Annotated in this window: 22 protein-coding genes; 8 read left to right on the plus strand and 14 right to left on the minus strand. The window is 73.6% G+C overall.

What is annotated here, in order from left to right; genetic code table 11:
- Positions 1–63: 63 nt before the first annotated feature.
- The 3 genes from ACZ64A_RS30385 to ACZ64A_RS30395 all read right to left on the minus strand — a co-directional run bounded on the left by ACZ64A_RS30385 (position 64) and on the right by ACZ64A_RS30395 (position 3,568).
- Positions 64–2,424 carry a serine/threonine-protein kinase gene (locus tag ACZ64A_RS30385; RefSeq protein ID WP_469814922.1) on the minus strand — a complete coding sequence of 787 codons (2,361 nt, stop codon included), beginning with the start codon at positions 2,422–2,424 and terminating at the stop codon, positions 64–66.
- Positions 2,425–2,495: 71 nt separating this feature from the next.
- Positions 2,496–2,954: a MarR family winged helix-turn-helix transcriptional regulator gene (locus ACZ64A_RS30390; protein WP_469814923.1), complete on the minus strand. Its 459-nt coding sequence runs from the start codon at positions 2,952–2,954 to the stop codon at positions 2,496–2,498.
- A complete protein-coding gene (locus tag ACZ64A_RS30395) occupies positions 2,951–3,568 on the minus strand; it encodes a type 1 glutamine amidotransferase family protein (protein ID WP_469814924.1) in 618 nt (205 codons plus the stop codon). Before ACZ64A_RS30395 ends, ACZ64A_RS30390 begins: the two co-directional genes overlap by 4 nt.
- 192 nt (positions 3,569–3,760) lie before the next feature.
- On the opposite strand from ACZ64A_RS30395, the gene ACZ64A_RS30400 reads away from it, so the two are divergent.
- The 3 genes from ACZ64A_RS30400 (at position 3,761) to ACZ64A_RS30410 (ending at position 6,705) form a co-directional block, all read left to right on the plus strand.
- Positions 3,761–5,119 (plus strand): aminotransferase class III-fold pyridoxal phosphate-dependent enzyme, encoded by a 1,359-nt coding sequence (locus ACZ64A_RS30400; protein ID WP_469814925.1) that lies wholly within the window; start codon positions 3,761–3,763, stop codon positions 5,117–5,119.
- 107 nt (positions 5,120–5,226) lie between these two features.
- The gene (locus ACZ64A_RS30405) at positions 5,227–5,964 is read left to right on the plus strand and encodes a GntR family transcriptional regulator (RefSeq protein ID WP_469814927.1); all 738 of its coding nucleotides are present in this window, start codon (positions 5,227–5,229) and stop codon (positions 5,962–5,964) included.
- A gap of 90 nt (positions 5,965–6,054) precedes the next feature.
- Positions 6,055–6,705 carry a hypothetical protein gene (locus ACZ64A_RS30410; protein ID WP_469814928.1) on the plus strand — a complete coding sequence of 217 codons (651 nt, stop codon included), beginning with the start codon at positions 6,055–6,057 and terminating at the stop codon, positions 6,703–6,705.
- A 3-nt stretch (positions 6,706–6,708) separates the two neighbouring features.
- Here the strand turns inward: ACZ64A_RS30410 and ACZ64A_RS30415 are convergent, their stop codons facing one another.
- The 3 genes from ACZ64A_RS30415 to ACZ64A_RS30425 form a co-directional block, all read right to left on the minus strand.
- Positions 6,709–7,020: a hypothetical protein gene (locus tag ACZ64A_RS30415; RefSeq protein ID WP_469814930.1), complete on the minus strand. Its 312-nt coding sequence runs from the start codon at positions 7,018–7,020 to the stop codon at positions 6,709–6,711.
- A 72-nt stretch (positions 7,021–7,092) separates the two neighbouring features.
- Positions 7,093–7,287: a hypothetical protein gene (locus ACZ64A_RS30420; protein ID WP_469814932.1), complete on the minus strand. Its 195-nt coding sequence runs from the start codon at positions 7,285–7,287 to the stop codon at positions 7,093–7,095.
- 67 nt (positions 7,288–7,354) lie between these two features.
- Entirely contained in the window at positions 7,355–8,638 is a 1,284-nt protein-coding gene (locus tag ACZ64A_RS30425; protein ID WP_469814933.1) for an adenylosuccinate synthase, read from the minus strand.
- A gap of 208 nt (positions 8,639–8,846) precedes the next feature.
- On the opposite strand from ACZ64A_RS30425, the gene ACZ64A_RS30430 reads away from it, so the two are divergent.
- Positions 8,847–9,686 carry a diacylglycerol kinase family protein gene (locus ACZ64A_RS30430; RefSeq protein WP_469814935.1) on the plus strand — a complete coding sequence of 280 codons (840 nt, stop codon included), beginning with the start codon at positions 8,847–8,849 and terminating at the stop codon, positions 9,684–9,686.
- Here ACZ64A_RS30430 and ACZ64A_RS30435 read toward each other — a convergent pair.
- The gene (locus tag ACZ64A_RS30435) at positions 9,664–10,203 is read right to left on the minus strand and encodes a GbsR/MarR family transcriptional regulator (protein WP_469814937.1); all 540 of its coding nucleotides are present in this window, start codon (positions 10,201–10,203) and stop codon (positions 9,664–9,666) included. The genes ACZ64A_RS30430 and ACZ64A_RS30435 overlap by 23 nt on opposite strands.
- Positions 10,204–10,277: 74 nt before the next feature.
- Here ACZ64A_RS30435 and ACZ64A_RS30440 point away from each other — a divergent pair, with 74 nt between their 5' ends.
- Both ACZ64A_RS30440 and ACZ64A_RS30445 read left to right on the plus strand, forming a co-directional pair.
- Positions 10,278–11,180, plus strand: a complete 903-nt coding sequence (locus tag ACZ64A_RS30440) for an ABC transporter ATP-binding protein (protein WP_469814939.1) — start codon at positions 10,278–10,280, stop codon at positions 11,178–11,180.
- Entirely contained in the window at positions 11,177–12,745 is a 1,569-nt protein-coding gene (locus ACZ64A_RS30445) for an ABC transporter permease (protein WP_469814941.1), read from the plus strand. The genes ACZ64A_RS30440 and ACZ64A_RS30445 overlap by 4 nt, the downstream gene beginning before the upstream one ends.
- 59 nt (positions 12,746–12,804) lie before the next feature.
- Here ACZ64A_RS30445 and ACZ64A_RS30450 read toward each other — a convergent pair whose 3' ends face one another.
- A complete protein-coding gene (locus ACZ64A_RS30450) occupies positions 12,805–14,025 on the minus strand; it encodes a cytochrome P450 (RefSeq protein WP_469814943.1) in 1,221 nt (406 codons plus the stop codon).
- 265 nt (positions 14,026–14,290) lie between these two features.
- Between ACZ64A_RS30450 and ACZ64A_RS30455 the strand changes: the two genes are divergently transcribed.
- The gene (locus tag ACZ64A_RS30455; protein WP_469814944.1) at positions 14,291–14,824 is read left to right on the plus strand and encodes a hypothetical protein; all 534 of its coding nucleotides are present in this window, start codon (positions 14,291–14,293) and stop codon (positions 14,822–14,824) included.
- A gap of 14 nt (positions 14,825–14,838) precedes the next feature.
- Positions 14,839–15,303, plus strand: coding sequence for a hypothetical protein (locus tag ACZ64A_RS30460; RefSeq protein WP_469814946.1), 465 nt, complete (start codon positions 14,839–14,841; stop codon positions 15,301–15,303).
- A gap of 131 nt (positions 15,304–15,434) precedes the next feature.
- Here the strand turns inward: ACZ64A_RS30460 and ACZ64A_RS30465 are convergent, their stop codons facing one another.
- The 6 genes from ACZ64A_RS30465 to ACZ64A_RS30490 form a co-directional block, all read right to left on the minus strand.
- Positions 15,435–16,097, minus strand: coding sequence for a response regulator (locus ACZ64A_RS30465; protein ID WP_469814948.1), 663 nt, complete (start codon positions 16,095–16,097; stop codon positions 15,435–15,437).
- Positions 16,094–17,452 (minus strand): sensor histidine kinase, encoded by a 1,359-nt coding sequence (locus ACZ64A_RS30470; RefSeq protein WP_469814949.1) that lies wholly within the window; start codon positions 17,450–17,452, stop codon positions 16,094–16,096. Before ACZ64A_RS30470 ends, ACZ64A_RS30465 begins: the two co-directional genes overlap by 4 nt.
- A 108-nt stretch (positions 17,453–17,560) precedes the next feature.
- Positions 17,561–18,235 (minus strand): response regulator, encoded by a 675-nt coding sequence (locus tag ACZ64A_RS30475; protein ID WP_469814950.1) that lies wholly within the window; start codon positions 18,233–18,235, stop codon positions 17,561–17,563.
- The gene (locus ACZ64A_RS30480; RefSeq protein WP_469814951.1) at positions 18,232–19,611 is read right to left on the minus strand and encodes a sensor histidine kinase; all 1,380 of its coding nucleotides are present in this window, start codon (positions 19,609–19,611) and stop codon (positions 18,232–18,234) included. The genes ACZ64A_RS30475 and ACZ64A_RS30480 overlap by 4 nt, the downstream gene beginning before the upstream one ends.
- A 255-nt stretch (positions 19,612–19,866) precedes the next feature.
- The gene (locus ACZ64A_RS30485; RefSeq protein WP_469815134.1) at positions 19,867–21,060 is read right to left on the minus strand and encodes an acyltransferase family protein; all 1,194 of its coding nucleotides are present in this window, start codon (positions 21,058–21,060) and stop codon (positions 19,867–19,869) included.
- A 34-nt stretch (positions 21,061–21,094) separates the two neighbouring features.
- On the minus strand, positions 21,095–22,090 hold the full coding sequence (locus tag ACZ64A_RS30490) for an alpha/beta hydrolase (RefSeq protein WP_469814953.1): 996 nt from the start codon (positions 22,088–22,090) through the stop codon (positions 21,095–21,097).
- Between the last annotated feature and the right edge of the window lie 83 nt (positions 22,091–22,173).

Raw genomic sequence — 22,173 nt, forward strand, 5'->3', positions numbered from 1 at the left:
TCCCCGCGCCCCTAAGGGGTTGCCGTCTCGTCGGCCGTCAGCTCGCGCGACCAGGCCTGAGGGTCAGCTCTGGCGGGTGTACGTCAGTTTTTCTCCGTTGGCTGTGTTGACGCGTTCCAGGGTGCCGTCCGGGAGCAGGGTGACCTCGGTGGCCGCGCCCGGTGAGCAGGAGGCGGGCGGGCCGGTGACCACGGTCGACGGGCCGATCTGCAGCGGTCCGTCCGGTCCGGGTGCCGCGCTGAGGGACGCCGTGAACTCGCAGTGGTAGGTGCCGCTGCCGGCCGGCCCCTCGGCGACGAGGGTGAGGACCGTGTCACCCACCTCGCCCTGCCGGATGGTCAGCACGCGCGTGTTGAGGCCGGTCCCGTTGTCGATCGTCGCGGACCAGGTGCCGAGGTACCCCTGCGGGACGGCGCCGTTCTGCGCGGACGGGGGCGGGGAGGACGGGTCCGTGGACGGGGTGTCGGAGGTCGGCTGCGGAGAGGGCTGCGCGCCGCTCGTCGTCGGGGACGGCTTGGGATGCCCGCCGGAGCCGCCGCCGCTCATGAAGGCGTACACCGAGCCGCCGGCGGCGAGCGCGACGATCACCGCGATCACCACGAGCAGCACGGTGGAACGGCCGTTGCGGCGCGGGGGCTCCTGCGCCCCGAAGGGCGGCGGCCCGTACGGCGGCGTGACCCCGAGCCCACCGCCCGGCGCCGCGTACCCCGGTCCGCCCCAGGCGCCGTGCTGCCCGGGGTAGCCGTAGGCGCCGGGCGCGGGCGACGGCTGGGGGTGCGGGTGGCCGTACGGCGTGGGGGCCACCGGGTTCTGCGGGTAGCCGGGGCTCCCGCCGTACGGGCCCTGCGCCGCCGGCGCCTGCGCGTGCTGGACGCCGGGCTGCTGGGGGACGCCGTATGGCGTCGGCGGGTGACCCGGCTGGTGCGGGGTGGGCGGGGCGGACGGCGGCCGGGCCGCCTGGGGGTGGCCGTGCGGGGGTGTCTGCGCGGGGGCGGGCGTGCCTGTGCCGGCGCCGGCGCCGCGCGCTGCGGCGCCGCTCGCTCCGGCGGCCATCGTCGGCAGGTACCCGGGCTGTCCGGGCGGAGGCGGCGCGGCCGCCCCGTCGCGTTGGCCGGGCACACCGGACGCCGCGGCCGCGCCGGAGGCGGAGGCGTGCTCGGGCGCGGCGCCCGGCACGGTAGCCGGCCGGTTCGCCGCGGGGGGCGCAACGGCGCCCGGGGCGTCGTCGGGGCCGGGAGCCGCGGCATCCGGCGCACCCCTCGGAGCGTCCGGCGCCACCGTCGGCGGTCCGCCCGCCGCTAGGGCCCGGGGAACACCCTGCCGGGGCACCCCGGCAGCGGCGGAATCGCCCGCAGCACCGCCGGGTGCGGCACGGTCGTCCGCCCCGGGGCCGTCCCCGTCGCCCGGGCCGTCCGCCGCACCGGCGCCGAGCCCGGCCCCAGCGGCGGCCACGGCATCCGGCGCGTCCGGAGCCAGGGCGCCGACTGCGCCCGGACCCCCTCCCTCCGGGTTCTCCGTGTCCAGCAGGCGTACCGCGTGGCGGCCCAGTTGGGCGACCAGGGAGCCGGGGAGCCAGGGGTCGCGGGAGCGGCCGTCGGTGACGGTGTCCTCCGCGCCGGTGTGTTCCAGGACGCGGTCCAGGGTGGGGCGGGCGGACGGGTCCTTGCGCAGGCACTCGCGGACCAGGTCGGCGATGCCCTCCGGCACGCCCTCCAGGTCGGGTTCCTCCTGGGCGATGCGGTACATCAGCGCGTGCGCCCCGCTGGTGGCGGAGCCGAAGGGAAGGGTGCCGGTGGCCGCGTAGGCCAGCACCGAGCCCAGGCAGAAGACGTCGCAGGCCGGTGTGATGCGCTCGCCGCGCACCTGCTCGGGCGCCATGAAGCCGGGCGAGCCGACCAGCGAACCGGTGCGGGTGAGGCCCTCCCGGGCCGGGGTCTCCAGCGCCCGCGCGATGCCGAAGTCGATGACGCGGGGGCCGTCGATCGTCACCAGCACATTGGACGGCTTCAGGTCGCGGTGGACGATGCCGGCCGCGTGGATGTCCTTGAGGGCGTGCGCGAGGCCCGCCGCGAGGATGCGCACCGAGCGCTCCGGCAGGGCCCCGTGGTCGTGGCCGACGACCCGCTCGAGGCTCGGCCCGGCGACGTACCCGGTGGCCACCCACGGGACGGCCGCCTCGGTGTCGGCGTCGAGCACGGGTGCCGTCCAGTGCCCGCCGACGCGCTGCGCGGCCTGCACCTCCTGCCGGAACCGCGCACGGAACTCCTCCTGCGCGGCCAGCTCCTCGCGCACCAGCTTCACGGCGACCGTGCGCCCCCGGTCGGAGCGGGCCAGGTACACCTGCCCCATCCCGCCGGCCCCGAGCCGCGCCAGCAGCCGATAGACGCCGATGCGGTGCGGATCCCCCGGCCCCAGCTTCTCCATGCCGTGCCCCTCCCCCTGTGCAACGGACCCACGATAGTTGCGGGCCCGGCACGGGGTGGACGGGCCGGTGTCTACGGTTCCGTAACAGCCGTGCCCAGTCCGTCCAGGACCGCGGCCAGCCGCTCCAGCAGTGCGACGGCGGAGGCCAGCTCCGTCTCCCCGAACGCCTCGGCCAGCCGGTCGGCGAACGCCGCGTGCCCGGGGCCGATACGGGCCACGGCCGCGCGGCCCTCCTCGGTGGGCGCGAGCAGTTTGGCGCGCCGGTGGGCCGGGTTGGGGCGGTACTCGGCCAGCCCCCGCTCCACCAGCAGGTCGGCGATCCGCTGCACGCTCTGCCGGGTGATCCCCATCGTGCGGGCGATCCCGGCGACCGGCAGGGGCTGCGGCAGCACCGCCCCGAGCACCTGCCACCAAGCGGCGGTCAGCCCGGCCGGCCGGGCCAGTTCCTCGGCGACGGCGAGGAACTGCCCGTTGAGCCGGAAGACCCCGAGCGCACTGCGGCTGAGCAGGTCCTGACGGGCCCGGCTCACTGCGCCCCGGCCTGCTGCAGCTCGGCGTACGCCTTGGCGTCGGAGTCGTGGAAGAGGCGGTACCAGGCGTCGATCACGCGCTCGTCGTAGGCGCCGAGCAGCCGGAAGATCTCCCGAGCGAAGGCGACCGGCTCGGTGGGTCCGGCGCTGATCAGCAGGCCGTCGGTGACGGCGTCCGCCTCGACGTACCGGTCGCCGCCGGCGTACCCGGTGGCGGCCAGGTACTCCGGCGCCCCGCTGGTGTGGGCGTGCTGGTCGAAGAGGCCCTCCCGGGCCAGGCCGCGGGTCGCGCCGCAGATCGCGGCCACGGGGACGCCGGCGTCGAGGAAGGCGCGGGCGGTGCGGGCGAAGGGGGTGAGGGGGTCGCCGTCGGCGTTCCAGTCGTTGGCGCCGGGCAGGATCAGCAGGGAGCTGTCCTCGGGGCGCAGTTCGTCCAGGCCCAGGTCGGGCTGGATGCGCAGTCCGCCGATGCTGGTGACGGGCTCGCGGGTGGGGCCGACGGTCCGGACGGGAAAGCCGGCGAGCGCGAGGTGCGCGGTGGCATGGCCGGTCTCCCAGTCGGCGAGGGTGTCGTAGACGGCGAGGTGCACGGGCTTGCGGTCGGTGCTGCTCATGGCTGCCTCCAGCGGAATGACCATATGACAGAAGGCTGTCATGATGACAGCTAGCTGTCAAAGCCTTCGCGTCCGCCCGGACCTCCCACGGAGGCCGCCCGGACCCGTATCGACAACCTGTCGTGGAAAGCCCCTGTCCACAGACAGGACGCCGATACCGCTTCCGCATCGCGGACATTTACGCTCGCGGACATGACCCCTCATCTGCCCGACCCCCAGACCGGCGCCGCGGTGAAGGCCGCGGACCGCGCGCACGTGTTCCACTCCTGGTCCGCTCAGGACCTGATCGACCCGCTCGCCGTCGCCGGCGCGGAGGGGTCGTACTTCTGGGACTACGACGGCAACCGCTACCTCGACTTCACCAGCGGGCTCGTCTACACCAACATCGGCTACCAGCATCCGAAGGTCGTCGCCGCGATCCAGGAGCAGGCCGCGACGATGACGACGTTCGCGCCCGCCTTCGCGCTCGAGGCGCGCTCGGAGGCGGCCCGGCTGATCGCCGAGCGCACCCCCGGGGACCTGGACAAGATCTTCTTCACCAACGGCGGCGCCGACGCCGTCGAGCACGCGATCCGGATGGCCCGGCTGCACACCGGCCGTCCGAAGGTGCTCTCGGCGTACCGCTCGTACCACGGCGGCACCCAGCAGGCGATCAACGTCACCGGTGACCCGCGCCGCTGGGCCAGCGACACCGGCACGAACGGCGTCGTCCACTTCTGGGCGCCCTTCCTGTACCGCTCCCGCTTCTACGCCGAGACCGAGGAGCAGGAGTGCGCGCGGGCGCTGGAGCACCTCGAGACGACCATCGCCTTCGAGGGCCCGGCGACGATCGCCGCGATCGTCCTGGAGACCGTGCCCGGCACCGCCGGGATCATGGTCCCGCCGCCCGGCTACCTCGCCGGGGTGCGCGAGATCTGCGACAAGTACGGGATCGTGTTCGTCCTGGACGAGGTGATGGCCGGGTTCGGCCGCACCGGTGAGTGGTTCGCGGCCGACCTGTTCGGCGTCGTACCGGACCTGATGACCTTCGCCAAGGGCGTCAACAGCGGCTATGTGCCGCTCGGCGGTGTCGCCATCTCCGGCGCGATCGCCGAGACCTTCGCCAAGCGCCCCTACCCGGGCGGGCTCACCTACTCCGGGCACCCGCTGGCCTGTGCCGCGGCCGTGGCGACGATCAACGTGATGGCCGAGGAGGGCGTGGTCGAGCACGCCAAGCGGCTCGGCGAGAGCGTGCTCGCGCCCGCGCTGGCCGACCTGGCCGAGCGGCACCCGAGCATCGGCGAGGTGCGCGGCACCGGCATGTTCTGGGCGCTGGAGCTGGTCAAGGACCGGAGCACACGCGAGCCGCTGGTGCCGTACAACGCGGCCGGTGAGGCGAACGCGCCGATGGCGGCCTTCGCGGCGGCGGCCAAGGCGCACGGCGTGTGGCCGTTCGTGAACATGAACCGCACCCATGTCGTCCCGCCGTGCAACGTCACCGAGGCCGAGCTGAAGGAGGGCCTCGCGGCGCTGGACGCGGCGCTGTCGGTGGCCGACGAGTACACGGTGTAGCTCCCGCGGGGGGCGCCCTCGCCGGGCCGAACGCGTAAGGTGGCGTGCTCGTAGACATCGCTGCGAGCCCGCCACCTACGCGCGTTCCGGAAGGAGCCCCCACGACCATGCCCGGCAGTACCGGCACCGGCGCCGTGACCCGCAGCACCCTGCGGCAGCAGATCGCCGACGCGCTGCGCGACGAGGTGCTGGCCGGGCGGCTCAAGCCGGGGCAGGAGTTCACGGTCAAGGAGATCGCCGAGCAGTACGGCGTCTCCGCGACGCCGGTGCGCGAGGCGCTCGTCGACCTGGCCGCGCAGGGTCTGCTGGAGGCCGACCAGCACCGCGGCTTCCGGGTGCACGAGTACTCCGTCGCTGACTACCGGGGCATCATCGAGGCCCGCAGCCTGGTCGTGGAGGGCATGTTCACGGCCCTGGACGACGGCCACAAGGGCTACCGCGACCTGCACGAACCGAAGGTGGCGGCCGCCGCTGCCGGGGTTCGCCGGCGCGCGGAGGAGGCGCAGCGGGCCGCGCGGGCCGGAGACCTGACGGTGCTGATCGGCTACGACCTCCGGTTCTGGCGGGAGCTGAGCGGCCTGTTCGGCAACCCCTATCTCGCCGACTTCCTGCACCGGCTGCGCGTGCAGTCCTGGGTGTGCGCGGTGCAGCATCTGCGGCTGCTCAGCGATCTGCGCGGCCACCTGTGGGCGCGTCACACCGAACTGGTCGACGCCCTGTCGGTGCGCGACACGGCCACCGCCCGCTCGATCGTCATGTCGTACAACACGCACTCGCTCGCGCTGATCGAACAGCTCGCCGCCCACAGGGGTGAGGCGCGGCGCGCGGGGGAAAACGTCGGCTGACCGGGACGTACCCGCGCCTTACGGGGGCGGGTGGCAGCGAATACGCTGCCCTGACCGAAGCGTGCGCCGTTGCTGTGTGAGGAGCTCCTGTTGGCCTGTGACCTGTGGCTGGTACCGCTCGTCGACGTGTTGTGCCACGCGCCCGACAACCCGTTCGCCGAGGAACTCGCCCAGTACAACGCGGCGCTCGCCGAGGCCGGACTGCCGCCGGTCCCGGTGTACCAGTACATGCCGGGTCTGTCCGGCGACGTCGGCCCGGTCGCCGGGTTCGACTACGACGCGCTGCACTTCCTGCGGCGCGCGCACCTGCTCCAGCTGTGCGGGCTGCAGGTGACCCCGGTGGACGAACTCGGCGGCGACTACGAGCAGTTGCTGGAGATGTTCGAGACGACGGCACAGCAGTCGCATCTGGTCTGGCACTACGACCACGCCGGCGCGTACGTGCCGCTGGACTTCCCGCATCCGCTGGCCAACGACGAACTGCTCGCGGGAGGCGGCCCGTTGGGCTCCTCGCAGGGCCTGCTGCGGGAGCTGGAGCAGGTCGCCCCGGCGCTCGGCATCGACCCGGCCAACCCGCCGGCACCGCCGCAACCGCCGCTGGAGCCGACGGAGTTGGAACAGCCCGCCGCGCCGGCGCCCTACGATCCGAGCCCGTTCGCCCGCGAGCGTCACGTCTGGCTGGGGCTGCACGCGGCGGCGACGCGGAGTCTGGCGCAGGGCTCGATGATCGTGTTCAGCTGACGGTCACCCGGCGAGCTGGGACAGGCCCTTCTGGAGGTCGTCGAGGTTCATGACCGGGGTGACCTCGACGTAGGCGTTCAGGTCGGTGAAGAGCGGGTCCAGGGCCGGCGGGATGTGCGAACTGTCGGCCATCTCGACCACGAGCAGCATCGTCCGGTGCCCGTCCAGGGGGCCGAAGTACGCCGCTTCCGGCTTGATGCGCTCCAGGGCGCTCTTCACGAGCTCCGGCATCTTGCCGCTGCGGATGGCCTCGTTGCTGCGATCCGTGTCCATGTTGGCCTTGACGAGCAGGCGCATCGCGCTCACCTTCTCCATGGTCGATGCACACCCCTACGCACTCACCATAAATCCGGCAAGTCCGGTTCGCCCGCCCGCCGCAGGCGTACGTCAGTCGATGAGGTGGATCTCCGGCGGCCACAGCACGCCGGTGGCCAGGAGCAGGGACGGGCCCAGGTGCACCGGGCACACCCGCAGGGCGGGGCGGCCGTGGCGGGTCACTTCGAAACGGGCCCGTTCGCCGCAGTCGGTGCCGGCGACCTCGCCACCGTACGGGCCGCGGCACGGTACCTCACGCCGCTGCATGTCTCCATTCGAACGCACAACGGGCGCCCCCGCTTGCCGGGAGCGCCCGTGTGTGCTGCGGGGAGGCCTACAGGAACGAGTTGATCTCGATCGTCTCGTCCCGGCCCGGGCCCACGCCGATCGCGGAGATCGGCGCGCCGGACATCTCCTCCAGCGCCTTCACGTACGCCTGCGCGTTCTTCGGCAGGTCGGAGAAGGACTTCGCCTTGCTGATGTCCTCGCTCCAGCCGGGCAGCATCTCGTAGACCGGCTTCGCGTGGTGGAAGTCGGTCTGCGAGTACGGCAGCTCCTCGACGCGCTTGCCGTCGATCTCGTAGGCCACGCAGACCGGGATCTGCTCCCAGCCGGTGAGGACGTCGAGCTTGGTGAGGAAGAAGTCGGTCAGGCCGTTGACCCGGGTCGCGTAGCGGGCGATCACCGCGTCGAACCAGCCGCAGCGGCGGTCACGGCCGGTGGTGACACCCCGCTCGCCACCGATGCGGCGCAGCGCGTCGCCGTCCTCGTCGAACAGCTCGGTCGGGAAGGGACCGGCGCCGACGCGGGTGGTGTACGCCTTGAGGATGCCGATGACCCGGCTGATCTTCGTCGGGCCCACGCCGGCGCCGGTGCAGGCACCGCCCGCCGTCGGGTTGGACGAGGTGACGAAGGGGTACGTGCCGTGGTCGATGTCCAGCAGCGTGCCCTGGCCGCCCTCGAAGAGCACGACCTTGTCGTCCTCCAGGGCCTGGTTCAGGATCAGCACGGTGTCGGCGACGTACGGCTTGATCTGCTCGGCGTAGCCCAGCAGCTCCTCGACCACCTGGTCGGCGGTGATGGCGCGCCGGTTGTACAGCTTGGTGAGGATCTGGTTCTTGACGTCGAGGGCCGCCTCGACCTTCTGGTGCAGGATCGACTCGTCGTAGAGGTCCTGCACCCGGATGCCCACGCGGTTGATCTTGTCCGCGTAGGTCGGTCCGATGCCGCGCCCGGTCGTGCCGATCTTGCGCTTTCCGAGGAAGCGCTCGGTCACCTTGTCGACGGTGACGTTGTACGGCGTGATGATGTGCGCGTTGCCGCTGATCAGGAGCTTCGACGTGTCGACGCCGCGCTCGTTCAGACCGCTCAGCTCGGAGAGCAGGACCGACGGGTCGACGACGACACCGTTTCCGATGACGGGCGTACAGCCGGGAGAGAGGATTCCGGAAGGGAGGAGGTGCAGTGCGTACTTCTGGTCGCCCACGACGACCGTGTGGCCGGCGTTGTTGCCGCCCTGGTAGCGCACTACATAATCCACCGATCCACCGAGCAGGTCGGTGGCCTTTCCCTTGCCCTCGTCACCCCACTGAGCACCGAGCAGCACAAGTGCGGGCACGCGCGTACACCCCTTCCGGGCGGGGCATGTCCATGGTCAGGGGCGTACGCGGAAGGGTTCCGCCGCGTGCGCCACGGCCGTCGTTGGCCGCTACCGTCGGACCGGATGCCCCGGAATAGACGAAGCCCCTGGCGCAATAGCGCAAGGGGCTCTTGCACAAAGATGCTACCCGAGGAAGCGAGGCAGGACCGAGGTGGCGACCTTCGCGATGTCCGACCAGCTGTTGGTGATCATCGATCCGGTCGCCCGGCGGACGGACCCAGAGTCCGTCCGGATCGCGAAAGACGTGCTCAGCGCGGGTGCGGCCACGAAGGTGTGCCTGCCGGAGGGACCGGAGGAGTTCGCCCGGATGCTGCTGCGCCGGGGCTCGCGCAGGCCGGTGGTGATCGGTGACGACCGGGCGCTCGCGCGTGCGGTGACGCTGCTGCACCGGCGGCGCGAGCTGGCCGGCTGCGCGCTGTCGGTGGTGCCGGTCGGGGGCCGGCTGTCGGTGGCGCGCGCGCTCGGTGTGCCGACGGGTGCGGTGGCGGCCGCGCGGGCCGTGCTCGACGGCGCCGAGCGGCGCCTGGACCTGCTGGTCGACGACAGCGACGGGGTGGTGCTGGGCGAGCTGCGCATCCCGCCGGTGCGGGAGGCTCCGCCGTCCGGGGAGTCCGGGGAGGGCGTGGACGCGCTACGGCCGTGGCTGCGCACCTGCCGGTCCCTCGTGCACGCCCTGGTGCCGGCCCGCCCGCCCCGCGTGGCGCCGGACCGCGACGGCCCGGCCCGGCTGCGCGTGGAGGTCGACGGGGAGCTGCTGATCGGCACCGAGCAGCCCGTGTCGGGCGTGTCGGTGGTCCCGGGGGCCGCGGGGGTCGCGGAGGTGGAGGTGCGGCCGGTGTCGGTGGGCGCGGCGGCCACACCGCTGCGGGCGACGGGCCGCCTGGTGACGGTCACCGGCGCGGACTTCCGCTACCGGGCGGACGCGGCGGTCTCCGGCCCGATACGGCGCCGGACCTGGACGGTCCTGGAGGGGGCGTGGGCGCTCAGGGTGCCGGCGGGCGGGTGAGGGGCCCGTCCGCCCGGCCGCCGGCCCGTGCCTCGCGGTAGGCCCGCCAGCGTTCCATCATCCCGGCGACGTCCTGCTCGATGAACTCGAAGAACGCCAGCGTCTCGGCGAGCCGGGCACCGGCCGGGGTGCCCGCGCCGAGACTGGCGACCCCCTCGCGCAGGGCGTCCTCCCAGCGCTTGATGATCGCCTCACGGTTGGTGAGCGCCTCGTACCACTGGTCGCTGTGCACCCGGTACCGCTCGCGCCGCGAGCCCGGTTCGCGCTCCCTGGACACCATGTGCACCTGGGACAGGTAGCGCACCGCGCCGGACACGGCGGCCGGGCTGATCCTGAGCCCCTCGCCCAGCTCCGCTGAGGTCAGCGCCCCGGTGTCGGAGGCGAGCAGCGCTGCGAACACCCGGGACGGCATGCGCGGCATGCCGGCCTCCACGAGCTGCGCCGCGAAGTGCTCGACGAAGCGGGAGACCGCCTCCGGATCGCGTCCGCCCTGCTGCTCCACCGTCTCGTCGACCATGCCCTCCAGCCTATCGCCGCTTCTCAGACTTCTTTAACTTCACAGATTTCTGAAAGAAGCGTACGTTCGGAGCCATGACGAAGGCCATCTCGGTGTCCGGACTGCACAAGTCCTACGGCCGCACCCACGCCCTCGACGGGCTCGACCTGGAGGTCGAGAGCGGCGAGGTGCACGGCTTCCTCGGCCCCAACGGCGCCGGCAAGTCCACCACCCTCCGGGTCCTGCTCGGCCTGCTGCGCGCCGACTCCGGCGCCGCCCAGGTCCTCGGCCGCGACCCCTGGCGGGACGCCGTCGAGGTGCACCGCCGGATCGCGTACGTCCCCGGCGACGTCACCCTGTGGCGCAACCTCACCGGCGGCGAGGTCATCGACCTGTACGGCAGGCTGCGCGGCGGCCTCGACGCCCGGCGCCGCGCCGAGCTGATCGACCGCTTCGAGCTGGACCCGACCCGCAAGGGCCGCACCTACTCCAAGGGCAACCGGCAGAAGGTCGCCCTGGTCGCCGCGTTCGCCTCGGACGTGGACCTGCTGATCCTGGACGAACCGACCTCCGGGCTCGACCCGCTGATGGAGGAGGTGTTCCAGCGCTGCGTCGCGGAGCAGCGGCAGCGCGGGCGGACCGTCCTGCTGTCGTCCCACATCCTCAGCGAGGTCGAGGAGCTGTGCGACCGGGTCAGCATCATCCGCAAGGGGCGGACCGTGGAGACCGGTTCCCTCGCCGACCTGCGCCATCTGACCCGCACCAGCGTCACCGCCGAACTCGCGGGCCCCCCGAACGGGCTCGCCCACCTGCCCGGCGTGCACGGCCTCGACGTCCAGGGCCACCGGGTCCGCCTCCAGGTCGACACCGACCGGCTGGACGCCGTGCTGCGCTCCCTGGCCGGCACCGGTGTGCGGTCGCTGACGTCGACGCCGCCGACCCTGGAGGAGCTGTTTCTGCGCCACTACCAGCACAGCGCCGACGAGGTGACCCGATGACGGCCCTGGCGGGCACCGGCACCCTCACCCGCTTCGCCCTGCGCCGCGACCGGCTCGTGCTGCCGGTGTGGATCGCGGTGAACACCCTGATGGTCCTGTCGATGCCGAACACCCTGAAGGGCCTGTACGCCACCGACGCCGACCGCGCGGACCTGGTCCGCCAGATGTCCGCCAACTCCTCGCTGCGCGCGATGGTCGGCCCCGTCTTCGGCGACTCCCTCGGCGCGCTCACCGCCTGGCGCGTCGGCGTCTACGCCGGTGCGCTCGCCGCCGTGACGAGCCTGCTGGTCGTCGTACGGCACACCCGGGACGAGGAGGAGAGCGGGCGGCAGGAACTCCTCGCCTCCGGCGCGGTGGGGCGGCGCGCGTCCCTGACGGCGGCCCTGCTCACGGCGGCCGTGGCGAACACCGTACTGGCGCTGCTGCTGGCGGCGGGCCTTGCCGCACAGGGCGCGACGGGAGCCGTGGCCTTCGCGCTGGGGGTCGCGGGCACGGGCCTGGTCTTCGCCGCGCTCGCCGCGATCGTCGCCCAGCTGACCGAGAGCGCCCGCCTGGCGCGCGGCCTGACGGCGGCCGCGCTGGGCGCCGCGTTCGTGCTGCGCGCGGCGGGCGACGCGGCGCGCGACGACGGCTCGTCGGCGCTGACGTGGCTCTCACCGCTGGGCTGGCTGGAGAACCTGCGCGCCTTCGCGCGGGAACGCTGGTGGGTGCTGCCGCTCTTCGCGGCGGCCGTGCTCGCGCAGGCGGCGGTGGCGTACGCCCTCGCCGCCCGCCGGGACGTCGGCCTGAGCTTCCTGCCGGCCCGGCCCGGACCCGCGGCGGGGCGGCTGGGCACGGCGGGCGCGCTGGCCTGGCGTCTCCAGCGCGGCGGCGTGCTGGGCTGGTCCATGGGCTTCTTCACCGCCGGGGTGGTCTACGGCGGGATGACCGAGGGCGCGGCCGATCTGGTCGGGGACAACGCGCGGGCCCGGGAGATCTTCGAGCGGATGGGCGGCCACGCGGGCCTGACGGACGCCTTCCTGGCGTCGATGACCGGCGTGATGGGTCTGGTCGCCGCCCTGTACGTGGTCGCCTCGGTGCTCCGGCTGCATGCCGAGGAGACCTCGGGTCGCGCCGAACCGGTCCTGGCGGGCGGGGTCGGCCGGCTGCGCTGGGCGGCCGGGCATCTGCTGATCGCCTTCGGCGGTGCGGCGCTGCTCATGCTCCTGACCGGCCTCGGCTTCGCCGCCGGCTACGGCGGACGGACCGGCGCGATCCTGGGGGCCTGCCTGGTGCAGGTACCGGCCGTGTGGGTGATCGGCGGGACGGCGGTGCTGCTGTACGGCTGCGCGCCGCGGCTGGCCCCGGCGGCGTGGGGCGTCGCGGGCGCCGTCCTGCTGCTCGGCTGGGTGGGCCCGGCCCTGGACGCGCCGCAGGCGGTGCTGGACCTCTCCCCCTTCGGCCACCTGCCGAAGCTGCCGGGCGGGGAGATGGCGTGGGGGCCGGTCGGAGCGCTGCTGGTGCTGGCTGCGGTACTGGTCGTCACGGGGCTCGCGGGGGTGCGCAGGCGGGACCTGATGGCATGAGCCCGCCACCACGGTGACCGGACCCGGCGGCATCCGGCGCGGGGTCAGCCGGCGCGGGGTCAGCCGGCGTCCACCCGCAGCCCCTCCAGCCCCCGGATCACGAAGTTGGGCTTGCGCTTCGGCTCCGCGGCGAGGGCGAGGTCCGGGGCCTTGGTGAGCAGCGCGGTCATCGAGGCGGCCAGTTCGATCCGGGCCAGCGGGGCGCCGATGCAGTAGTGGATGCCGGCGCTGAAGGAGATGTGCGGGTTGTCGCGGCGGGTGAGGTCCAGGCGGCCGGGGTCGGTGAAGACGGCCGGATCGTGGTTGGCGGAACCGAAGAGCAGGGCGATCTCCGCGCCCCTGGGGATCGTCGTGCCGTCGATCTCGATCTCGTCCAGCACCCAGCGTTCGAAGAGCTGCAAAGGGGTGTCGTAGCGCATCAGTTCCTCGACCGCGGCGGGCACGAGGGAGTGGTCGGCGCGCAGGGCGGCCAGCTGGTCCGGGTGCCGGAACAGGGCGTACCAGCCGTTGGCGGTGGCGTTGACGGTGGCCTCGTGACCGGCGTTGAGCAGGAGGACGGCGGTGGAGATCATCTCCTGCTCGGTGAGCCGGTCGCCCTCGTCGTGCGCGGCGATCAGACCGGAGATCAGGTCCTCGCCGGGTTCCTTGCGGCGGGCGGCGATCAGCTCCCGCAGATAGCCGGAGAACTCCTCCGACGCCCGCACGGCCCTGGCCGCCGTCTCCTCGGACGGGTTCAGCTCGTACATCCCGCAGATGTCAGCCGACCAGGGCCGCAGCAGATGCCGGTCGCCCTCGGGGATGCCCAGCATCTCGGCGATCACGGCGACGGGCAGCGGCTCGGCGACGTCGGTGAGCAGATCCCCGCCGCCCGCGTCGACGAGCCGCTGGACGAGGTCGCCCGCCAGCGCGTGCACATACGGCTTCAGCCGCTCCACCGTGCGCGGCGTGAACGCCTTGGACACCAGCCGCCGGATCCGGGTGTGGTCCGGCGGTTCGAGGTCGAGCATGCCGTGGTCGTTGAGCGTGTGGAACGGCTCGTGCTCCGGCGGGGGCGGGGTGCGCCCGAACTCCTCGTGCGAGAAGCGGTGCAGATACGTCCGCCCCAGCCGGCGCTCCCGCAACAGCGCGGCGACGTCCGTGTGATGCGGAACCAGCCACTGGTCCGTCGGCTCGTAGTAGAGCACCCGGCCGCGCTGACGCAGCTCGGCATAGGCGGGGTACGGGTTCCCGACGAAACCCGGGTCCCAGGGATCGAAGGCGAGGTCCGTGACCGCTGACATGCAGGGACGCTAACGCGGGAGCCGGTCCCCTGGCCAGGGGCGTGGGGCCGTCGCCCGGCACGGGGCGCGGGCCTGTCGTTCGTTCTTGCTCAGTTCTTGCTCAAAGCCGTTGTCTTCGGCGGCTCTGTTCTACAAGATCACCTCTGTCGCGGTTGCCCCGCTCCCGTCGCCCGACCAGCGGCCGAGGTCCGGGGTGCGGACCGCGCCGTGTCTGTCTGACCAGCAGGCACCTGATTGCACAACTGCACAAGAGGGGAACACCGACGTGACATCGTCGACTGCCATACGCGCCGCCGCGATCGTGGCCACCGCAGCGATGGCTCTGGGGGTAGCGGCTCCGCTGGCCGAGGCCACGGAGGCGCAGAGCGTGACCCGCACCACCGTCACCGACGACAGGGAGCCGACGTTCACCGCGGCCGAGGTGCGGGATCTCGTCGAGCGGATGAAGGCCGACGGGGGCTCCGACACCGCCGAGATCGCCCAGTTCGAGGCCTACGCCGACCGGCTGGAGGGCAAGGGGCCCGCCAAGCCCATGCCGGGATTCGGGTGGAGCACCATCGTCCGCAAGCTGGTCGTGGCCGGCTTCCGGCACGGCGGCGTGTGGCTGGGCAAGGTGCTCAAGCGGGTCTCGCCGAAGGCCGCCAAGTACGCCTCCCGGAACGGCGCCAAGATCGCCGACGCGATCGACGCCGTGGAGAACTGGGGCGAACACGCGCTGGCCCTGGCCCTGATGAAGGCCGGCCTGCCGCACGACATCGCCAGTGACCTCGCCAAGGCGATCATCATCATCGCCGCGTAGGCGAGGGCAGCCGGATGGATGACGAACCGTCGACACCTGGTGAGAAGCGGCTCGCACGCCTCGTCGTGGGGGGACTGGTGCTGTTCGTGGCCGGGCTGGTCGGGCTGGTGTTCCTGCTCGTCCTGCTCGTCACGGCCGTCGTCTTCCCCGACGCGGTGGAGTTCGACGGGGTCCTGCCCGTCCTGTGGGCGCTGCTGCTGATGGGCCCGTGCGCGGCCGCCGCCATGGCCGTCACGGTGCCGGCGCGCGCCCTGGTGCGTGCCTCGCTGAACCCGTCACCGTCCGTCGCCCGCGTCTGCGACGCCGTCTTCGGCTGGCTGTCGGCGTTCCTCGTCGGCGTGATGCTGCTGGAGTGGACGCCGGGGGTTCGCGCCCACTCCCTGCTGCCGGCCGTCGCCGTCGCCACGGTGGGCCTGCTGCTGGAACCGCTCACCGAGCGGGTCGGCAAGAAGGGCGACAAGGGCGGGGCCGACCGCTGAGCCTCGCTCTTCCGGCCCCGCCCCGCCGACCTCGCCCCCCCGGTGACCTCGCTCCGGTGGGCCGGCCGCACCGTCGCCGGCCCACCGGTGCCGCCCCGGGGCGTCAGCCCGGCGGGGGTCAGCCCGGGGGGTCAGCCCGGGGTCACCAGGCGGGTCTCGTAGGCGAACACCGCCGCCTGGGTGCGGTCGCGCAGGCCCAGCTTCACCAGGATGCGGCTGACATGCGTCTTGATCGTCGACTCGGCGACCACGAGCCGCTCGGCGATCTCCGCGTTCGACAGGCCCTGGGCGATCAGCACCAGCACCTCCGTCTCCCGCTCGGTCAGCTCCCCGTACGCCTGCGCCGCCGACGCAATCCGCGGGGTGTCCGAGAGCCGGGAGAACTCGGTGATCAGGCGTCTGGTCACCGACGGCGCGAGCAGCGCCTCACCCGCCGCCACCACCCGGACACCGTCGGCGAGTTGACGGGCGGAGGCGTCCTTCAGCAGGAAGCCGGAGGCGCCCGCGCGCAACGCCTGGTACACGTACTCGTCCAGGTCGAACGTCGTCAGCACCAGCACCTTCGCCGACGCGTCCGCCGCGACGATCTCCCGGGTCGCCTCGATGCCGTTCAGCTCGGGCATCCGGATGTCCATCAGCACCACGTCCGGGGCGAGTTCGCGGACCCGGTCCACCGCCTCGCGGCCGTTGACCGCCTCACCGGCGACCTCGATGTCCGGCATCGCGTTCAGCAGGACCGAGAAACCCTCCCGGACCATCATCTGATCGTCGGCGATCAGTACCCGGATCGTCATGGGGTGCCCACCGACACCGATGTGACCGGCAGGAACACCGCCACCTCGTAGCCGCCGTCGGCCAGGGGCCCGGCCGTCATCTCCCCGTTCAGCATGGTCACCCTCTCCCGCATGCCGGTGAGGCCGTGCCCCGCGCCGGGCGACCGCCCGACCGGCCCCGGGGCGGGCGGCGGGCCGTTGACCACGCGCAGGCCCAGTCCGCCGATGACGTACCCGATCTCCACCCGGGCGCTCGCGCCCGGCGCGTGCCGCAGCGCGTTGCTCAGCGCCTCCTGCACGATCCGGTACGCCGACAGCTCCACCCCCTGCGGCAGCTCCCGCACCGCGCCCGTCACCGCCTTGTCCACCTCCAGGCCGGCCTGCCGCACATTGGCCAGCAGCCCGTCCAGGTCGGCCAGCGTCGGCTGCGGCGCCTCCGGGGCCTCGTAGTCCTCCGCCCGTACGACGCCCAGCACGCGGCGCAGCTCGGTCAGGGCCGCCACCGCGTTCTCCCGGATCGTGGCGAAGGCCTTCTCCAGCTCCTCCGGCGGGTTCTGCACCCGGTAGGGCGCTGCCTCCGCCTGGATGGCGACGACCGACATGTGGTGCGCGACCACGTCGTGCAGCTCCCGCGCGATGGTGGTGCGCTCCTCCAGCAGGGTGCGCCGGGACCTCTCGTGCGCGGTGACCGTCTGCTGCGCGGTGACCTCCTGCTCGGCGTCCCGGCGGATGTGCCACACCGTGACGACGAGCAGCAGTACGGCCGACAGGAACAGCACCGGCATGGTGTCCGTGCCCTCGAGGGGACGGGCGAGCAGCTCGGCCATCCCGCCGTACACCAGCGTCAGCAGCCACATCCACGCGGCGGTGCGCGGCCGGGTGCGGATCGCCACGATCGTCATGACGCACAGGTGCGCGAGGAAACTGCCCGGCTGGAACGGCCACAGGTCCCACAGCGGGTCCAGCACGCACAGCACCGGTGCCGAGACCAGCGACAGCCAGAACGCGGCGACCGGCCTGAGCAGCGTCAGCAGCACCACGGCCGCCGGCAGGAAGCTCAGCAGCAGATACGGCGGCCGGCCCGGTGCGGGCGCGGCGCCGGTCATCCACACCAGCAGCGCCAGCGCACCCACGATGGCGTGCGGTGTCCGGACCGCGTACCGCCGCAGCCCGGCGGGCAGGCTCCGCACGAACCGGCCGTCCGCCGGCCTGCGGGGCAGGGGGCGGTAGGCGAAAGCGTCGTCCAGCAGGTCCTGCCGCAGGCCGCGCAGTGCCTGCACGGCCGCCCGGGCCTCGGGACTGCGCGGCGTGTACGCGGCGTACGCGCCGTCCGCGCCCTGCGGCGGTGTGCTGTGCGTAGGGGTCGTCTCGGTCACGCTCCACACGGTAGGCCGGGCCGGTGGCGCCGGTCGTCACCAGTGAGAGGGGTCCTGCGGGGTCCGTCTCAAGTACTACGGGCGCCTGGCCGGCCCGTCCGTCCCCCGTCAGTAGCCGGACGGCCGGACCAGGCCCGACTCGTAGGCGAACACCGCCGCCTGGGTGCGGTCCCGCAGGCCCAGCTTCACCAGAATGCGGCCCACATGGGTCTTCACGGTCTGCTCCGCGACGACGAGACGCCGGGCGATCTCCGCGTTGGACAGGCCCTGCGCGATCAGCGCGAGCACCTCCGTCTCCCGCTCGGTGAGGTCGGCGATCCGCTCCTTCAGCGGAGCGCGGGGCGTACCGTCGAGGCGGGTGAACTCGGTGATCAGCCGCTTGGTGATACCCGGCGCGAGCAGCGCATCCCCGGCCGCCACCACCCGCACCGCCTCGGCCAGCTGGTCGGCGGAGGCGTCCTTCAGCAGGAACCCGGCCGCGCCGGAACGCAGCGCCTCGTACACGTACTCGTCCAGGTCGAAGGTGGTCAGCACCAGCACCTTGACCCCGGGGGTGGCGGCCTTGATGCGGCGGGTGGCCTCGATGCCGTCCATCTCGGGCATCCGGATGTCCATCAGGACGACCTCCGGGGCCAGTTCCGCCACCTTCGCCACCGCGTCCTTCCCGTCGACGGCCTGCCCGATCACCTCGATGTCGGGCTGGGTGTTGAGCAGCACGGTGAAGCCCTGGCGGACCATCTGCTGGTCGTCGGCGATCAGTACACGGGTGGGACCGCTCGTCATACGAGGTCGTCTCCTGTCGGGAAGCTGAGTTCGTGTCCGGGCGGCGGCACCGCCCGTCCGGCGAGCGGGACGCCGTCGCGGGGCAGGAACGCGGAGACGGCGAAACCGCCGTGCAGCGTCGGGTGGGCGACGACATGACCGCCGAGCATGGTGGCGCGCTCCCGCATGCCCAGCAGCCCGTGCCCGCTGCCCGAGGAGTCCGTGGCCGGCCGCGCCGGACGGGAGTTGACCACCCCGAGATAGAGGCCGTCGGGGAAGTGGACGACCTCGACCCGCACCGCGGCGCCTGGAGCGTGCCGCAAGACGTTGCTGAGCGCCTCCTGCACGACACGGAACGCGGACAGCTCCACCCCCGGCGGATACGGCACCGCGTCGCCCCGGATGTCGGTGCTGATCTCCAGGCCGGCGGCGCGGGTGTTGTCGATGAGGCTGCCCAGCCGGTCCAGGGTGGGCTGCGGGGCGTCGGGCGCGGTGCCCGGCCCGTCGGAGCCGCGGCTCCCTCCAGGTGCGCCGAGGTCCTCGGGGAGCTCCGAGCGCAGCACGCCCAGCACCCGGCGCAGCTCGGTCAGCGCCTCCAGCGCGTTCTCCCGGATCCCGGCGAGGTTCTCCCTCAGCTCCTGCGGCGGGTCCTCGACGAGGTGCGGCGCGACCTGGGCCTGGATGGAGATCACCGACATGTGGTGGGCCACCACGTCGTGCAACTCCCGCGCGATGCGGTTGCGTTCCTCCAGCAGAGCGCGCCGGGCCCGTTCCTCGGCGGTCAGCGTGGTCTGCTGTTCCAGCTGGGCGCGGGCCTCGCGGCGGCCGCGCAGGGCGATGCCGAGCACCACGACGACCGAGGAGAGGATGACCGCGAGCAGCCCGGTGGGCGTGTAGACGGTCGCGCCCCACAGCCCCTGCACGACATAGGTGAACAGCGCGGTCACGGCCAGCACCTCGAGCGACACCCGGGTGCGCACCCGCAGCGCCAGCAGCAGCAGTACCGCCATGTGCCCGATGATCCCGGCCGACGACCAGGGCCAGGTGAAGTCGTGGGCGCCGCCGGACATCAGCTGGCGCCGCACCTCCACGGCTCCCACCGCCGTGGCCGCCATGGACAGCCACCACGCCGGGAGCGGCCGCCACAGCGCGAACACCACCGCACCGCCCTGCGCGAGCCCGATCAGCAGGGCGAACTGCCCGGCCACCCCGCCGTCGTTCCCCAGCTGCGCCACCGCGCCGAACGACACCCCGAACGCGACGAGCCACAGCAGGCCGTGCGGGAACCAGCGCAGCCACACGAACGGCGGCAGCGGGTCCGCGCGCAGCGTCCACAGGTCGTCGCGCAGCACCCGTAGCCAGCGCAGCACCACCCCGCCCACCCCCGATTCCGTCACCGCGCCCAGCCTAGGGCCTGTCGTTTGGATCATCCCGGCGTCGCGGGGTCTGGCACGCACTCCCCCTAGCTCTTCGAGCAGGGGGGACCCCCAGCCGCGTTGTCGTCGGTTGCCAACTCCCCCTAGCTCTTCGAGCAGGGGGGACCCCCACCGCGTTGGCGCCCTCCTCCGCCTTGCAGCTGCACGCACCAGACCCCGCTCGGGTCGGCCGAGATGCACCGCAGCTCGAGGCCGGCCTGATCCAAACGACAGGCCCTAGACATGGCGTGCCTCCCCCGAGGGCCTGCGGTCCGCGGGCCGGTGCGCCCGCACCACCCGGGACCGGGAGCGGCCCCGCGCACCGCCCTGCTCGTGCCACCGGAACGTGGTCCAGCACACCGCCAGCACCAGCGCGAACACCGGCAGCCACAGCAGCCGCTCGGCCACCCAGGCGAGAGTGTCGGGCGCCGTGTGCAGACCGGGCAGCCGGCCGACGAGCAGCGCGCCGGCCGTGGTGGCCATCAGTGCCGTCTGATGCCACAGGAAGATCGTCATGGCGGACAGGTTCACCAGCGCCACCGCCGCCCACAGCACCGGCCGGCGCATGGCCCGGCGCAGCCTCTCGCGCACCAGCAGCGCCAGGCCGCACTGGGCCAGCCCGAACGTGACGGCGGCCAGCGTCGGCGGGTCGAGGTTGGACACCGTCGCACCCGGCACCCCGACCATGGACGCCGGATAGCCCGCCCACGCCACCAGCGCCGCGGTCACCGCCGCGCCCCCGCCCAGCAGCAGCCACCCGGCCCGCCGCCGCTCCAGCTCACCCCGTGTCCACGCGGCGCCCAGGGTGTAGGGCACCAGCCAGCCGGCCGCCACGTTGACCCAGCCGAGCCAGGCCGGGCCGCCGAGTCCGAAGCGCACCAGGTCCACGTGGAGGACGACGGCGAGCGGCCACAGCGGGCTGAGCCGGGTCAGCAGCGGGGTCGCCGCCGTCAGCCCGGCGAAGACCAGCAGGAACCACAACGGCGACAGCGCCAGTTTGACCAGCGTGTGCACCGTCGTCGGCTCGGCGCCGGTGACCACCAGCCCGGCCGCCGCCACCGCCCACAGCGCCGGCAGGGCCGCCACCGGGCGGAACAGCCGCCCGAGCCGGGCCGCCAGCCACCGCCGGTAGGGGACGCCCCGCTGCCGGGCCGCCGCCAGGCCGCGGGTGGCGGAGTGCCCGCCGACCAGGAAGAACACGGCCAGCGTCTGGAACAGCCAGGAGACCGGCGCCAGCCACGGCATGGACCGCAGCGGGCTCGCGGTGTGCAGGCTGCCGCTGTCGGTGACCAGGGCAGTCACCAGCCAGTGCCCGAGCACCACACCGAGGATGGCGACCGCGCGCAGCGCGTCCACGGCCCGGTCCCGGCCGGCGGGGGTCGCCGCATCGATCCGGGTGGCGACCAGGCCGAGACGTGTCCCCTCACGCACGGGCCGGGCGGTGAGCGGACGCAGGCGTGCTCCTTCACGCACGGGACACCTCCGTCTGCTCGCCGAGCACGATCCGGGCGAGGTTCGCCAGGGACACCGAGCCCGGCCGGAAGTAGTCGCTGTGCCCGCCGTCGCCGGCCGCGAAGACCCGGGCGCCGAACGCCGGGTCCACCGGGTCCGTGCCGAACCCGACGGTCGTACCGAGGAGGTTCACGCGCACGTGCGGCACGTCGGCCACCCAGTCGTCGCCGCCGCGCGCCGCCCACACCCGGGCGGTGGTGTGCAGGGCGGTGACGTCGTCGGCGCCCGTGCCGGGGCTGCCGATCAGGGCGATGTCGTCGACGGCCGGGCCGTCGGCGGCGCGCCCGCAGACCACGGAACCGTAGGAGTGGCACACCAGGGTGACATGGGAGGCGCGACCGGCGACGGCGGGCAGCCGCCGCAGGAACTCCCGCAATCCGGCGGCGGCTTGCCCGGCCCGGCCGGCCGTGAGGACCGTCGTGCTGACCGTGCCCGGGGTCTCGTAGCCGAGCCAGGCGACCACGGCCGTACGTGTCCCCGGCGGCGCCTCCCGCGCGAGGCGGGCGGCCAGCGCGGTCGCCGTCGCGCGGAAGCGGGCGTAGGTGTCGAGGGACGTGTCCGACCCCGGCACCAGGACGGCCGTCCGGTCGGCGCGGGCCAGGTCGCCGAGCACCTCGGTGACACGGCCCGTCCCCCGCCCGTCGAAGGCGAGCAGCTGTCGCGCGGGGTCCGCCAGGGCGCGTTCCGTCCGCGCACGGCCCGTGTCACCGTGCGCCGCCGCCATCCGGGCCGCCTCCAGGGCGTCGGCGCGGTTCGCGGCGTACGCCTGCGGCAGCGTGGCCGCGGTGACCTCGGCGAGGTGCGCGGGCGCCGGCGCCGGGATCTGCGGGCGGCCCGCGCCGGACAGGGGCACGACGACCGCGGCAGTGATCAGCGCGGCCGACAGCGCCCGCAGGACGCGTCCGCGCCGCCGCCGGCCTTCCCGCGTGCCGAGCTCCCCCGTGACCATCGTCGCCTCCCCACCACGCGGCCCGCCCATCGGGCCCGTCCGGCAAGGAAGTTACGGAGAGCGCGGCGTCGTCCGCGTCACGC

The sequence above is a fragment of the Streptomyces sp. NPDC104814 genome (assembly GCF_055583185.1).

Bases quoted from the DNA above. Each gene is read 5' to 3' on its own strand.
- ACZ64A_RS30395 (WP_469814924.1), bottom strand. From the start codon at position 3,568: ATGAGCAGCACCGACCGCAAGCCCGTGCACCTCGCCGTCTACGACACC.
- ACZ64A_RS30405 (WP_469814927.1), top strand. From the start codon at position 5,227: ATGCCCGGCAGTACCGGCACCGGCGCCGTGACCCGCAGCACCCTGCGG.
- ACZ64A_RS30445 (WP_469814941.1), top strand. From the start codon at position 11,177: ATGACGGCCCTGGCGGGCACCGGCACCCTCACCCGCTTCGCCCTGCGC.
- ACZ64A_RS30385 (WP_469814922.1), bottom strand. From the start codon at position 2,424: ATGGAGAAGCTGGGGCCGGGGGATCCGCACCGCATCGGCGTCTATCGG.
- ACZ64A_RS30440 (WP_469814939.1), top strand. From the start codon at position 10,278: ATGACGAAGGCCATCTCGGTGTCCGGACTGCACAAGTCCTACGGCCGC.
- ACZ64A_RS30430 (WP_469814935.1), top strand. From the start codon at position 8,847: ATGTCCGACCAGCTGTTGGTGATCATCGATCCGGTCGCCCGGCGGACG.
- ACZ64A_RS30490 (WP_469814953.1), bottom strand. From the start codon at position 22,090: ATGGTCACGGGGGAGCTCGGCACGCGGGAAGGCCGGCGGCGGCGCGGA.
- ACZ64A_RS30475 (WP_469814950.1), bottom strand. From the start codon at position 18,235: ATGACGAGCGGTCCCACCCGTGTACTGATCGCCGACGACCAGCAGATG.
- ACZ64A_RS30460 (WP_469814946.1), top strand. From the start codon at position 14,839: ATGGATGACGAACCGTCGACACCTGGTGAGAAGCGGCTCGCACGCCTC.
- ACZ64A_RS30400 (WP_469814925.1), top strand. From the start codon at position 3,761: ATGACCCCTCATCTGCCCGACCCCCAGACCGGCGCCGCGGTGAAGGCC.
- ACZ64A_RS30465 (WP_469814948.1), bottom strand. From the start codon at position 16,097: ATGACGATCCGGGTACTGATCGCCGACGATCAGATGATGGTCCGGGAG.
- ACZ64A_RS30450 (WP_469814943.1), bottom strand. From the start codon at position 14,025: ATGTCAGCGGTCACGGACCTCGCCTTCGATCCCTGGGACCCGGGTTTC.
- ACZ64A_RS30435 (WP_469814937.1), bottom strand. From the start codon at position 10,203: ATGGTCGACGAGACGGTGGAGCAGCAGGGCGGACGCGATCCGGAGGCG.
- ACZ64A_RS30415 (WP_469814930.1), bottom strand. From the start codon at position 7,020: ATGGAGAAGGTGAGCGCGATGCGCCTGCTCGTCAAGGCCAACATGGAC.
- ACZ64A_RS30420 (WP_469814932.1), bottom strand. From the start codon at position 7,287: ATGCAGCGGCGTGAGGTACCGTGCCGCGGCCCGTACGGTGGCGAGGTC.